The 11,414-nt window shown below is 70.4% G+C and carries 11 protein-coding genes; 9 read left to right on the top strand and 2 right to left on the bottom strand.

Annotated elements, in window-relative coordinates; translation table 11 throughout:
* Positions 1 to 56: 56 nt before the first annotated feature.
* Positions 57 to 896, bottom strand: coding sequence for an alpha/beta fold hydrolase (locus tag AAHM41_RS35665; protein WP_342241388.1), 840 nt, complete (start codon positions 894 to 896; stop codon positions 57 to 59).
* Between the two features lie 317 nt (positions 897 to 1,213).
* Between AAHM41_RS35665 and AAHM41_RS35660 the strand changes: the two genes are divergently transcribed.
* The 6 genes from AAHM41_RS35660 (at position 1,214) to AAHM41_RS35635 (ending at position 5,735) form a co-directional block, all read left to right on the top strand.
* Positions 1,214 to 1,672: a MarR family winged helix-turn-helix transcriptional regulator gene (locus AAHM41_RS35660; protein ID WP_342241387.1), complete on the top strand. Its 459-nt coding sequence runs from the start codon at positions 1,214 to 1,216 to the stop codon at positions 1,670 to 1,672.
* A 114-nt stretch (positions 1,673 to 1,786) separates the two neighbouring features.
* Positions 1,787 to 3,187 carry a dihydrolipoyl dehydrogenase gene (gene lpdA, locus AAHM41_RS35655; RefSeq protein ID WP_342241386.1) on the top strand — a complete coding sequence of 467 codons (1,401 nt, stop codon included), beginning with the start codon at positions 1,787 to 1,789 and terminating at the stop codon, positions 3,185 to 3,187.
* Between the two features lie 37 nt (positions 3,188 to 3,224).
* Positions 3,225 to 3,842, top strand: a complete 618-nt coding sequence (locus tag AAHM41_RS35650) for a hypothetical protein (RefSeq protein ID WP_342241385.1) — start codon at positions 3,225 to 3,227, stop codon at positions 3,840 to 3,842.
* Between the two features lie 33 nt (positions 3,843 to 3,875).
* On the top strand, positions 3,876 to 4,850 hold the full coding sequence (gene ftrA, locus AAHM41_RS35645; protein WP_342241384.1) for a transcriptional regulator FtrA: 975 nt from the start codon (positions 3,876 to 3,878) through the stop codon (positions 4,848 to 4,850).
* 13 nt (positions 4,851 to 4,863) lie between these two features.
* On the top strand, positions 4,864 to 5,406 hold the full coding sequence (gene thpR, locus AAHM41_RS35640; RefSeq protein WP_342241383.1) for an RNA 2',3'-cyclic phosphodiesterase: 543 nt from the start codon (positions 4,864 to 4,866) through the stop codon (positions 5,404 to 5,406).
* Between the two features lie 89 nt (positions 5,407 to 5,495).
* A complete protein-coding gene (locus AAHM41_RS35635; RefSeq protein ID WP_342241382.1) occupies positions 5,496 to 5,735 on the top strand; it encodes a hypothetical protein in 240 nt (79 codons plus the stop codon).
* Between the two features lie 45 nt (positions 5,736 to 5,780).
* Here AAHM41_RS35635 and AAHM41_RS35630 read toward each other — a convergent pair whose 3' ends face one another.
* The gene (locus AAHM41_RS35630) at positions 5,781 to 7,007 is read right to left on the bottom strand and encodes a UbiH/UbiF/VisC/COQ6 family ubiquinone biosynthesis hydroxylase (RefSeq protein ID WP_342241381.1); all 1,227 of its coding nucleotides are present in this window, start codon (positions 7,005 to 7,007) and stop codon (positions 5,781 to 5,783) included.
* A gap of 93 nt (positions 7,008 to 7,100) precedes the next feature.
* On the opposite strand from AAHM41_RS35630, the gene AAHM41_RS35625 reads away from it, so the two are divergent.
* From AAHM41_RS35625 to AAHM41_RS35615, 3 genes are all read left to right on the top strand, one after another.
* On the top strand, positions 7,101 to 7,247 hold the full coding sequence (locus AAHM41_RS35625) for a hypothetical protein (protein ID WP_342241380.1): 147 nt from the start codon (positions 7,101 to 7,103) through the stop codon (positions 7,245 to 7,247).
* A 265-nt stretch (positions 7,248 to 7,512) separates the two neighbouring features.
* Positions 7,513 to 8,739, top strand: a complete 1,227-nt coding sequence (locus tag AAHM41_RS35620; RefSeq protein ID WP_342241379.1) for an aminotransferase class I/II-fold pyridoxal phosphate-dependent enzyme — start codon at positions 7,513 to 7,515, stop codon at positions 8,737 to 8,739.
* Between the two features lie 2 nt (positions 8,740 to 8,741).
* The gene (locus tag AAHM41_RS35615; protein WP_342241378.1) at positions 8,742 to 11,378 is read left to right on the top strand and encodes a DNA translocase FtsK; all 2,637 of its coding nucleotides are present in this window, start codon (positions 8,742 to 8,744) and stop codon (positions 11,376 to 11,378) included.
* Positions 11,379 to 11,414: the final 36 nt, after the last annotated feature.

Raw genomic sequence — 11,414 nt, 5'->3', positions numbered from 1 at the left:
GGCCCCCCCCCCCCGGGGGGGGGGGGGGGCCCCCCCCCCCCCCCCCGAGTCGATTCTCAGCCCTTGATGAAGGCCAGCAGGTCCGGGTTGATCACCTCGGCATGGGTCGTGCACATGCCGTGCGGGAACCCCTTGTAGACCTTCAGTGTGCCCTGCTTCAGCAGCTTGACCGAAAGCAGCGCCGAATCGGCGATCGGCACGATCTGGTCGTCGTCGCCATGCATCACCAGCGTCGGCACCGCGATCGCCTTCAGGTCCTCGGTGAAATCGGTCTCCGAGAACGCCTTGATGCAGTCGTAATGGGCCTTGGCGCCGCCGATCATGCCCTGGCGCCACCAATTGTCGATCACGCCGGGAGAGACCTTCGCGCCCGGACGGTTGAAGCCGTAGAACGGCCCCTCCGGCACGTCGCGGTAGAACTGCGCCCGATTGGCCGCGAGCGCCTGGCGGAAGCCGTCGAACACCTCGAGCGGCAGGCCGCCGGGGTTCTTCTCCGACTTCACCATCACCGGCGGCACGGCGCCGATCAGCACCGCCTTGGCCACCCGGCCGTTGCCGCCGTGCCTGGCGACATAGCGCGCCACCTCGCCGCCGCCGGTCGAATGGCCGATATGGACGGCGCCCTTCAGGTCGAGATGCGCCGCCAGCTGCGCCATGTCGGAGGCGTAGGTGTCCATCTCGTTGCCGGTGTCGGTCTGGCTCGACCGGCCGTGGCCGCGCCGGTCATGGGCGATGACGCGGTAGCCCTGGCCCAGGAAATACAGCATCTGGGCGTCCCAGTCGTCGGCGCTGAGCGGCCAACCATGGTGGAAGACGAGGGGCTGGGCGTCGCGCGGGCCCCAATCCTTGTAGAAGATGCTGGTGCCGTCCTTGGTGGTGAACAGTGCGCTGCTCATGGTGCTGTCTCCCGATGATGGGCGTGAAGGTGCGGCGCCGGTCTGCGCCAGGGAAGGATGCGGCAGGGCCGCCGCGGCGGCGAGTCCAACCCCCGCCGCCAGAACGAGCCGGCGCGAAATTCCGTCCGTCCCGTGCTCGCTGTGAACCATCTGCGGCTCCGTTGGTATCACTACAACGAATAGGTGACATCACGATAATTGTTATCGCGATAAATAATGGGATAGCCGATCGCTGTGGCTGCGTCCAGCAAAATCTTTATCGCGATATTATTTTTCGTGATAAATATGACCGCGCATCAGGAACAGGAGGGCGCCGCATGCCCCTGCCGAAGGACCGCCCGCTAGCGCTGGACGAGCAGATCTGCTTCACGCTGTACCGCACCGCCATGTCCATCAACCGGACCTACAAGCCGATGCTGGACGAGATGGGCATCACCTATCCGCAATACCTCGTGCTCAACGTGCTGGGCGAGGAGGACGGCCGGACGATCGGCATCATCGCCGCCCGCCTTGCCCTTGATTCGAGCACGATCACGCCCCTGGTGAAGCGGATGGAGGCGGCCGGGCTGGTGCAGCGGCGGCGCAGTCCCGACAATGAGCGCGAGGTCCAGGTCCGGCTGACCGAGGCGGGCCGCGCGCTGTTCGCCCGCAGCCAGTGCCTGGGCGAGGCGCTGCTGGGGCGGTCCGGCCTGACGCTGCCGCAGCTCGACGCCCTCAACCGCCAGATCCAGGCGTTGACCGCCGCCCTCGACGCCCATCTCGGCCGGCCGGAGTGAACCGGACCGGGGACGCGGCCGGCCGGACGATGGCAGCTGCCCGCTCGACGCAGTTGCGGCGCCGCCCCGGCTCATGCAGTTTGCGGCCACCTTCCGGCAAGCTGAGTGCGAGCGATGACCGAACCCGCAGCCACCTATGACCTGATCGTGATCGGCTCCGGCCCCGGCGGCTATGTCGCCGCCATCCGGGCCGCGCAGCTCGGGCTCAAGACCGCCTGCGTCGAGAAGATGCCGACGCTGGGCGGCACCTGCCTGAACATCGGCTGCATCCCGTCCAAGGCGCTGCTGCACGCGTCCGAGAAGTTCGAGGAGGCCGGGCATGCCCTGGCCGCCTTCGGCATCAAGGTCGCGGGGGTCGAGCTCGACCTGCCCGGCATGATGGGCCACAAGGACAAGGTGGTGAAGGCCAACACCGACGGCATCGACTTCCTGTTCAAGAAGAACAAGATCGACCGGCTGAAGGGCCACGCCCGCTTCACCGCCAAGGACCGGATCGAGGTCGAGGGCAAGACCTACGCCGCCAAGAACTTCGTCATCGCCACCGGCTCCGACTCGACCCCGCTGAAGGGCGTCGAGGTCGACGAGACTCGCATCGTCACCTCGACCGGCGCGCTGTCGCTGCCGGAGGTGCCGAAGCACCTGGTGGTGATCGGCGGCGGCGTCATCGGGCTCGAGCTCGGCTCGGTCTGGTCCCGCCTCGGCGCCAAGGTCACGGTGGTGGAGTTCCTCGACCGCATCCTGCCGACCAATGACGGCGAGGTGTCGAAGCAGATGCAGCGCATCCTGGCCAAGCAGGGCATGACGTTCAAGCTGAGCTCGAAGGTCACCGGCGCGCAGAAGACCGACACCGGCGTCACCCTCACCGTGGAGCCGGCCAAGGGCGGCGACGCCGAGACCATCGAGGCCGATGTCGTGCTGCTGTCGATCGGCCGCCGGCCCTATGTCGAGGGCCTCGGCCTGGACGCCGCGGGGGTGGAGCTGGACGAGCGCGGCCGGGTCAGGACCGACAAGCACTTCCGCACCAATGTCGAGGGCATCTACGCCATCGGCGACGTGATCGCCGGCGCGATGTTGGCGCACAAGGCCGAAGACGAGGGCGTCGCCGTGGCCGAGATCCTGGCAGGCCAGGCCGGCCATGTGAACTACGACGCCATCCCGAGCGTGGTCTACACTTGGCCCGAGGTGGCCTCGGTCGGCCGCAGCGAGGAGGAGCTGAAGCAGGCCGGCGTCGCCTACAAGGCCGGCAAGTTCCCGTTCCTGGCCAATGGCCGGGCCCGCGCCATGAACGCGACCGACGGCTTCGTCAAGATCCTGGCCGACGCCAAGACCGACCGGGTGCTGGGCGTGCACATCATCGGCGCCGAGGCCGGCACCATCATCGCCGAATGCGTGCTGGCGATGGAGTTCGGCGCCTCGGCCGAGGACATCGCCCGCACCTGCCACGCCCACCCGACCCTGAACGAGGTGGTCAAGGAAGCGGCGCTGGCGGTGGACGGCCGGCCGATCCACATCTGAGGATCGATTTCTCACCCTCCATTCCCGAGAAAAGGGGATGGAGGGTGAGGGCGAAGGGATAAAGCCATGGCTGGCGTTAATCCTCGATGATTCGGCCGTACTACTGGTGCTACGATCGTGGAGCTTGCCAACCGGCCTCTATGTGGAGACCATTGATCGGAGCGTCGGCAGGCCTGGGATCCGCACGGCCATGGGCTTTTGGTCCCAGCTTCTTCTGTTATTCAACAGACACCGAAAGGTCGCTGCTGTCCGGTGTCCTGCCGCCGATACCGAGGATCTTGAGCACAGAATGGAGCGGTTGAGGGAAGATGACCTCAACAGTGTTCTGAGGAGAATCCTGCCTTGTTCAGCCGTCGATGCCGCTGTTGAGCTCTCGATCAGGGGCAGATACTGCTGGTTGCCGAAAAGCCGGCGCATCGAAGACGTCCTGCAGCAGATCTATCCAGACGAAACGCCAGAGGCGTTGACTCGCTGTCTGAAAGAGGCGTCGGCTTTGATCGCAGCGGCCTACGAGCCGGCCGATCAAATGCACAGTCTTCGGTTTGCCAGGGAACCGTGTGCTGACATCATGGCGGAGTTCCAACGAAACCACCCGGGTTTCAGTGAACGGTCGTACCGGTCCGCGATCGATTATGGGCTTTTCGTGACGCGTTGATCCAGCCGTCAAGATCCTGACTACAGACATTCCATGTCCGTTCCCCCGTCCCGCCCGACCCCGAACCGCAGCGTCGCCGTCCTCGCCTATGACGGGCTGTGCACCTTCGAGTTCGGCGTCGCGGTCGAGGTGTTCGGCCTGCCGCGGCCGGAATTCGCCGACTGGTACTGCTTCACCGTCTGCGCCGCCGAGCCCGGGCCGCTGCGCGCGATCGGCGGCGTCCAGGTCCAGGCCGAGGCCGGGCTGGAGGCGCTGGAGCAGGCCGGCACCATCGTCGTGCCCGGCTGGCGCGGCATCCGCGAGACCCCGCCCGAGCCCCTGCTGGCCGCGCTGCGCCGGGCCCATGAGCGGGGCGCCCGGCTGGTCTCGATCTGCTCCGGCGTCTTCGTGCTGGCCGCCGCCGGCGTGCTGGCCGGCCGCCGCGCCACCACCCATTGGCGCTACGTCGAGGCCCTGGCCGCGCAGTATCCCGACATCCGGATCGTGCCGGACGTGCTGTATGTCGACGAGGGCCAGGTGCTGACCTCGGCCGGCAGCGCCGCCGGGCTCGACCTGTGCCTGCACATCGTCCGGCGCGACTGGGGGGCGCGGATCGCCAACCAGGTGGCGCGGCGCCTGGTGGTGCCGCCGCATCGCGAGGGCGGCCAGGCGCAATATGTCGACCGGCCGGTGCAGATCGAGGAGCGGCCGCGCCTGGCCGCGCTGTTCGACTGGGCCCGGCGCCACTTGGCCGAGGACCTGCCGCTGGAGCGGCTGGCCGGCGAGGCGGGGATGAGCCTGCGCACCTTCCTGCGCCGCTTCCGCGAGGCCACCGGCACCACCCCGGCCGAATGGCTGGTGAGTGAGCGCCTGGCCCTGGCCCGCGAGCTCTTGGAGACCACGGCCCTGCCGGTCGAGCGCATCGCCACCGAATGCGGCTTCGGCTCAGCCGACACGCTGCGCCACCATTTCCGCCGCCGCCTCGCCACCAGCCCGGCCCACTACCGCGCCGGCTTTGCCCTCGGTTGAGCCGAGGATCGCCATGCTCCGCCTCTTCGTCGCCATCGCCATCCCCGCCGCGCTGCGGCCCCGCCTGTCGCTGCTGCAGGGCGGCGTGCCCGGGGCGCGCTGGACCAACCCGGCCGATTTCCACCTGACCCTGCGCTTCATCGGCGAGGTCGACGCGCTGGAGGCGGAAGAGATCGACCAGGCGCTGCACGCCATCGCCGCGCCCGGCTTCAGCCTGGCGCTGGACGGTGTCGGCCGGTTCGGCACGAAGCGCGCCGCCTCGACCCTGTGGGCCGGGGTGGCGGCGGAGCCGGCGCTGCACTTCCTGCACGCCAAGATCGACCGGGCCCTGGTCGCCGCCGGCCAGCCGCCGGACGACCGCAGCTATGCCCCGCACGTCACCCTGGCCCGGCTGCGCCAGGCGCCGGCCGAGCGGGTCGAGCGCTGGCTGCTGGAGCACGGCCCGTTCCGCGCCGAGCCCTTCCCGGTCGACGCCTTCCACCTGTACCAGAGCCATGTCGGCCGCGAGGGCGCGGTCTATGAGATCCTGGAGGGCTATCCTCTCAGTCCGCCGTAGGCTGGGTTTGCCTGTGAGAATCCAACCTGCGGCCATCATCGGCGCATACGCCTGCGGAACCGACAGCCCACGCCAGAGGATGGACCGGAATGGAACCCAAAGAGGAGTGGCTTCGATACAGCGGCTGGGACTCCACCGAACGCGACAGGCGGTTGCGCGACAGGATCGCGTCGCTCTTCGATCTCGAAAACCTCACCCCCAGGCAGGAACGCATACTGCACATGGCGAGCCTGCGACTGACGCTCCAGGACCTGCCGGCCGCGGCGTATCCGACCCAGGAGGCGGAACTCCGTGCGTTGGCGGAAGCCGAGTTCAAAGATCTCTCGTGATCGGATCTCCGGCCCCCGGATCACGCATGCGGCGCGATCATGTCGTCACCGCGCCCGGCTTCCCAGCCCCATCGCCTGGCGCATGAAGAAGCGCTTCACCGGCGGCAGGCGGCCGACGGCGGCGAGGCCGATGTCGCGGGCCAGCTGCACCGGGGCCAGATCGGTCGAGAACAGCCGGTTCAGCCCGTCGGTTGCCAGGATCATGGCGACATTGTCCGGCCGCCGCAGCCGCTCGTAGCGCTGCAGCAGCGCCGGGTCGCCGAGATCGAGGCCCAGCCGGCTGCGCTCGACCAAGAGCTCGGTCAGCACCGCGATGTCGCGCAGGCCGAGGTTGAGGCCCTGGCCGGCAATCGGATGGATGCCGTGCGCCGCCTCGCCGATCAACGCCGCCCGCCGGGCGCCGTAGCGCCGGGCATGGACGACGCCGAGCGGATAGGTGAAGCGCTTGCCCAGGGTCCGCACCGGCCCCAGCCAGTCGCCCACCGTGGCCTGCAGCGCCGCGTCGAAGGCGGCGGCCGGGCGGTGCACCAGGTCGTCGGCGGTGTCCGGATGCTCGGTCCAGACGATCGAGGAGCGGTGGTTGCCCTCGGCGTCGTCGGTCATCGGCAGCACGGCGAAGGGGCCGGCCGGCAGGAAATGCTCGACCGCCACGCCCTCATGCGGCTGGGCATGCGCCATGACGCAGACCACCGCCTTCTGCCGATAGGCGAAGCTGCGCGCCGGGATGCCCAGCTGCTGGCGGGTGAAGGAGCCGCGGCCGTCAGCGCCGATCACCAGATCCGCCCGTACCACCCGGCCGTCGGCCAGAGTCACGGCGGCATGGCCGGTGCCGGTCTCGACCGCCACCACCTTGGCCGGGGCGATGTGGCGCACCGCCGGCAGGGCGTCCAGCCGCTCGAACTGCGCCAGCCGCAGCAGCCGGTTCTCGACGATGTGGCCGAACGGGGCGCTGTCCGACTCGCCGGCCATCTCCTGATGGTCGAAATGCAGGAACACCGGGGCGCGGCCGTCGGCGATGCGGATGTCGAGGATCGGCTCGGCCTGGCCCGCCACCGCATCCCACAGCCCGGCCGAGGCGACGATCCGGCGCGAGCCGTAGGACAGCGCGGTGGTGCGGCCGTCGAATTCCGGCAGGGTGCGGGTCGCCGCCGGCTCCTGGTCCAGGATGACGGTGTCGATGCCGGCCTGGCCGAGGGCCGCTGCCATGGTCGCCCCGGCGAGGCCGCCGCCGACCACCGCGACCTGGGTGCGCAAAGAGGTGCTGTCGTTCATGGCGCGCAGCATCGGAGCGCGCTGCCGCGCTGTCCAGTGGCGGCGTGTCACATGACCGCGTGTCCGGCCGCCATTTCGTGGTAGGATTCCAGCATGGTCCGGATTCTTCTCCTATGCCTCCTGGTCCTGGCCGCGGGGTGCTCCGAGCGGCGGGGCGTCGGAGTCGCCGCCGGCGGCAGCTGGGGCTCGTCCGGCGGCGCCGGCAGCATGATGTCGCTGTCGATCCCGTTCGGGCTTTGACCCCGGCAATTTCACGTCGCGTGCCGATCCTGATTCGTTCGTGATTCGTCCGGGTGTTCTCCGACCGTGCCGGGCCGGCCACACCGTGGCCGGAAAAGCGCGCCGGACCGGCCGCCCGGCCACGCCGGATTTGACAGGAGAGGTCAGAAGACGGGATAAAGTGATTGGAATCTAAGAGCTGTTTCGCGGCGGCACCGGCCGCCGGAAGCGAGGGATGAGGCCGGCGGCAGCCGGCCCGACGCGGCAGAGGGTGTTGCAGAAGAGCATGCGGGGCGGCCGACTCAACGAGGCATTGAAACGGCTGGCGGACTATCCGTTCGCGCGGCTGGCGGCGCTGTTGTCCGGGGTGACGCCGCCGGAGGGGGTGGCGCCTCTGGCCATGTCGGTCGGCGAGCCGCAGCACCAGCCGCCGGCCTTCCTGGCCGAGATCCTGGCCGCCAATGCCGGCAGCTGGAACCGCTATCCGCCGGTGGCGGGCACCCCCGCCTTCCGCGAGGCCTGCGCCGGCTGGCTGCAGCGCCGATTCCATTTGCCCGATGGCCTGGCCGACCCGGCCCATATCCTGCCGCTGTCCGGCACCCGCGAGGCGCTGTTCCTGGTGGCGGAGCTGGCGGTCGATCACCGCCCCGGCGCCAACCAGGTGCCGGCGGTGGCGCTGCCCGACCCGTTCTACGCCCCCTATGAGGGCGCCGCGGTGATGGCCGGGGCCGAGCCGGTGTTCCTGCCGGCCGGGCCGGCCACCGGCTTCCTGCCCGACCTCGACGCGCTGGAGGCCGACGCGCCGCTGCTGGCGCGGCTGAAGCTGCTGTATCTGTGCAACCCGACCAATCCGCAGGGCGCCGTCGCCAGCCCGGACTATCTCGACCGCGCCATCGGCCTGGCCCGGACGCATGGCTTCATCCTGGCGGCCGACGAATGCTACGCCGAGATCTACGACCGCGATCCGCCGACGGGCGTGCTGGAGGTCGCGGCCGGACGGGATGGCGGGTCGCTGGACAACCTGCTGGTGTTCCATTCGCTGTCGAAGCGGTCGAACGCGGCCGGGCTGCGCTCGGGCTTCGTCGCCGGCGACCCGGCGCTGGTCGCCGCCTTCCTGCGGCTGCGCAGCCATTCCGCCGCCGGCATGCCGCTGCCGATCCAGGCCGCCTCCGCCGCGCTGTGGGCCGATGACGCGCATGTCGTCGAGAACCGGGCGCTGTACCGGGCCAAGTTCGATGCCGCCGAGGCGGCGCTGGGCGGCCGCTTCGGCTTCCGCCGGCCGCAGGGCGGCTTCTTCCTGTGGCTCGATGTCGGCGACGGCGAGGCCGCCGCGCGCCGGCTGTGGGCCGAGGCCGCGATCCGCACCCTGCCCGGCGGCTACATCACGCGCCTGGACCGGCCGGAGATCGGCCGGCGCTGGCTGCGCGTCGCCGTGGTCCATGACGCCGAGACGGTCGGGCGCGCCCTGACCCGGGTCGGCGAGATCCTGTCCCGAGCCGAGGCGGCAGAATGACGATGGCCGGAACCTCATCCCGTCGAACCGCGGTGACGCGCAGCTCCGGGCGCGCCGCCCCGGGCAAGCGCTTCCTGCCCCCGGTGGTGCAGGAGTTCCTGCGCAACCGGGTGCGCGAGCTGAGCGGCCTCGGCATCGCCGTGTTCGGCTGCGGCCTGCTGGTCGCGCTGGTCAGCTACGCCCCGACCGACCCGTCCTGGAACACCGCCAAGGCCGGGCCCGCCGCCAACCTGCTGGGCCGGCCCGGCGCGCATGTCGCCGACCTCTTGATCCAGACGCTGGGCATCGGCGCCTTCCTGCTGGCCGTGCTGCCGCTGTTCTGGGCCTGGCGGCTGATGCGGCACCAGCCGCTGGACCGGGTGTGGTGGCGCATCACCAGCCTGTTGTTCGGCGTGCTGTTCCTGGCCGCCGGCCTGTCGCCGCTGCCGGCGATCGAGGGCTGGGCCGAGCGCGGCTCGCTGGGCGGCGCCGTCGGGTCGATGATCCTGAAGCGGATCTCCGACACCGTCATCATGTCCGCCGGGCCGGTCGCCACCTTCTGGCTGGCGATCGCCACCGGCGCCGTCGGCCTGCTGCTGGTGCTGGTCGCGCTCGGCCTGTCCTCGACCGAATGGCACCGCGTCGGGTCCGTGACCGGCGCCGGCGCCCGTGCCGGCGCGTCGATCACGGGATCCCTGCTGCGCGCGATCGGCCGGGTGCTGCAATGGCTGGGCCTGCGCACGCTGCACGGCGCCGGCACCGTCGCCTCCAGCATGATGCGGCGCGAGCCCGCGCCCGAGGCGCCGGCGGCCTTCGCCATGCCCGGGGCCGGCCCGGCGGCGCGGCCGCGCTTCGCCCGGGCCAACCCGCCCGGGCCGCGGATCGCCGATCCGGAGGCCGGGGACGAGGAGGAGCGCGCGCCGGCGCGCCCGCCGATCATCATCGGCGGCGGCCGCACCGAACCCGAGGACCTGCCCGAGGAGGAGGACGACGACCTGATCGACCTGCCCTCGCTGCGCCCGGTCGAGGAGCCGCCGCGCCGGCCCGCCGCCCCGATGCCCTCGCCGCAGCGTGTCGCCCCCGCTGCGATCGAGCCGGTGCGCCGCCCGGCGACGCCGCCGCCGCGCCAGACCAGCTTCGAGCTGGCGCCGCCCGACACCTATGAGCTGCCGCCGCTCGACCTCTTGACCCTGCCGGACCCGACCAAGCGCCCGGTCGTGGCCGACCCGCGGGTGCTGGAGCAGAACGCCGCGGCGCTGGAGCAGGTGCTGAGCGATTTCGGCGTCCGCGGCTCGATCGTGAAGGTCAATCCCGGCCCCGTCGTGACCCTGTACGAGCTGGAGCCGGCGCCCGGCACCAAGTCCAGCCGCGTCATCGGCCTGGCCGACGACATCGCCCGGTCGATGAGCGCGGTGTCGGTGCGCGTCGCCGTGGTGCCCGGCCGCAACGTCATCGGCATCGAGCTGCCGAACCAGAAGCGCGAGATGGTGCTGCTGCGCGAGCTGCTCGGCTCCGACCAGATGGACAAGGCCGGCTCCAAGCTCGGCCTGGTGCTGGGCAAGGACATCGGCGGCGGCCCGATCATCGCCGATCTGGCCCGCATGCCCCACCTGCTGGTGGCCGGCACCACCGGCTCGGGCAAGTCGGTCGCCATCAACACCATGATCCTATCGCTCCTGTTCCGGCTGCCGCCGGACAAGGTGCGCTTCATCATGGTCGACCCGAAGATGCTGGAACTGTCGATCTACGAGGGCATCCCGCATCTGCTGGCGCCGGTCGTCACCGACCCGAAGAAGTCGGTGGTCGCCCTGAAATGGGCGGTGCGCGAGATGGAGGACCGCTACCGGTCCATGTCCAAGGTCGGCGTCCGCAACATCGAGGGCTACAACCAGCGGCTGCGCGAGGCCAAGGCCAAGGGCGAGGTGCTGACCCGCCGGGTGCAGACCGGATTCGACCCGGACACCGGCAAGCCGATCTTCGAGGACCAGCCGATCGACCTGACCGAGCTGCCCTACATCGTCATCATCGTCGACGAGATGGCCGACCTGATGCTGGTGGCGGGCAAGGACATCGAGGCGCTGATCCAGCGCTTGGCGCAGATGGCGCGCGCCGCCGGCATCCACCTGATCATGGCGACGCAGCGCCCCTCGGTCGACGTCATCACCGGCACGATCAAGGCCAACTTCCCGACCCGGATCAGCTTCCAGGTCACCTCCAAGATCGACAGCCGCACCATCCTCGGCGAGGGCGGGGCCGAGCAGCTGCTGGGCCAGGGCGACATGCTGTACATGGCCGGCGGCGGCCGCATCACCCGCGTGCACGGGCCCTTCGTCTCCGACGGCGAGGTCGAGGAGACGGTGCGCCACCTCAAGGCCCAGGGCGAGCCGGCCTACAACGACTCGGTGCTGGAGGACCAGGACGATGGCGGCGGCTTCGACGCGCTGGCGCTGGACGGCGAGGGCGGCTCGGGCGACGACCTGTACGACCAGGCGGTGGCGCTGGTGGCGCGCGAGCGCAAGGCGTCGACCAGCTTCATCCAGCGCCACCTGCAGATCGGCTATAACCGCGCCGCCCGCCTGATCGACCGGATGGAGCAGGAGGGCGTGGTCAGCCCGGCCAACCATGTCGGCAAGCGCGAAGTGCTGGCCGGGAATCACTGACCGGCGGTTCCTCGCGACAGCAGGTGCCCTCCTGTG

It is taken from the genome of Inquilinus sp. OTU3971, from assembly GCF_038440215.1.
This window is presented reverse-complemented; position numbering and strand designations above follow the sequence as displayed.

What these genes read in the sequence shown, in the direction of transcription:
- AAHM41_RS35625 (WP_342241380.1), top strand. Translation starts at nt 7,101, where the DNA reads ATGGTCCGGATTCTTCTCCTATGCCTCCTGGTCCTGGCCGCGGGGTGC.
- AAHM41_RS35665 (WP_342241388.1), bottom strand. Translation starts at nt 896, where the DNA reads ATGAGCAGCGCACTGTTCACCACCAAGGACGGCACCAGCATCTTCTAC.
- AAHM41_RS35620 (WP_342241379.1), top strand. Translation starts at nt 7,513, where the DNA reads ATGCGGGGCGGCCGACTCAACGAGGCATTGAAACGGCTGGCGGACTAT.
- thpR (WP_342241383.1), top strand. Translation starts at nt 4,864, where the DNA reads ATGCTCCGCCTCTTCGTCGCCATCGCCATCCCCGCCGCGCTGCGGCCC.
- lpdA (WP_342241386.1), top strand. Translation starts at nt 1,787, where the DNA reads ATGACCGAACCCGCAGCCACCTATGACCTGATCGTGATCGGCTCCGGC.
- ftrA (WP_342241384.1), top strand. Translation starts at nt 3,876, where the DNA reads ATGTCCGTTCCCCCGTCCCGCCCGACCCCGAACCGCAGCGTCGCCGTC.
- AAHM41_RS35615 (WP_342241378.1), top strand. Translation starts at nt 8,742, where the DNA reads ATGGCCGGAACCTCATCCCGTCGAACCGCGGTGACGCGCAGCTCCGGG.
- AAHM41_RS35630 (WP_342241381.1), bottom strand. Translation starts at nt 7,007, where the DNA reads ATGAACGACAGCACCTCTTTGCGCACCCAGGTCGCGGTGGTCGGCGGC.
- AAHM41_RS35635 (WP_342241382.1), top strand. Translation starts at nt 5,496, where the DNA reads ATGGAACCCAAAGAGGAGTGGCTTCGATACAGCGGCTGGGACTCCACC.
- AAHM41_RS35650 (WP_342241385.1), top strand. Translation starts at nt 3,225, where the DNA reads ATGGAGGGTGAGGGCGAAGGGATAAAGCCATGGCTGGCGTTAATCCTC.
- AAHM41_RS35660 (WP_342241387.1), top strand. Translation starts at nt 1,214, where the DNA reads ATGCCCCTGCCGAAGGACCGCCCGCTAGCGCTGGACGAGCAGATCTGC.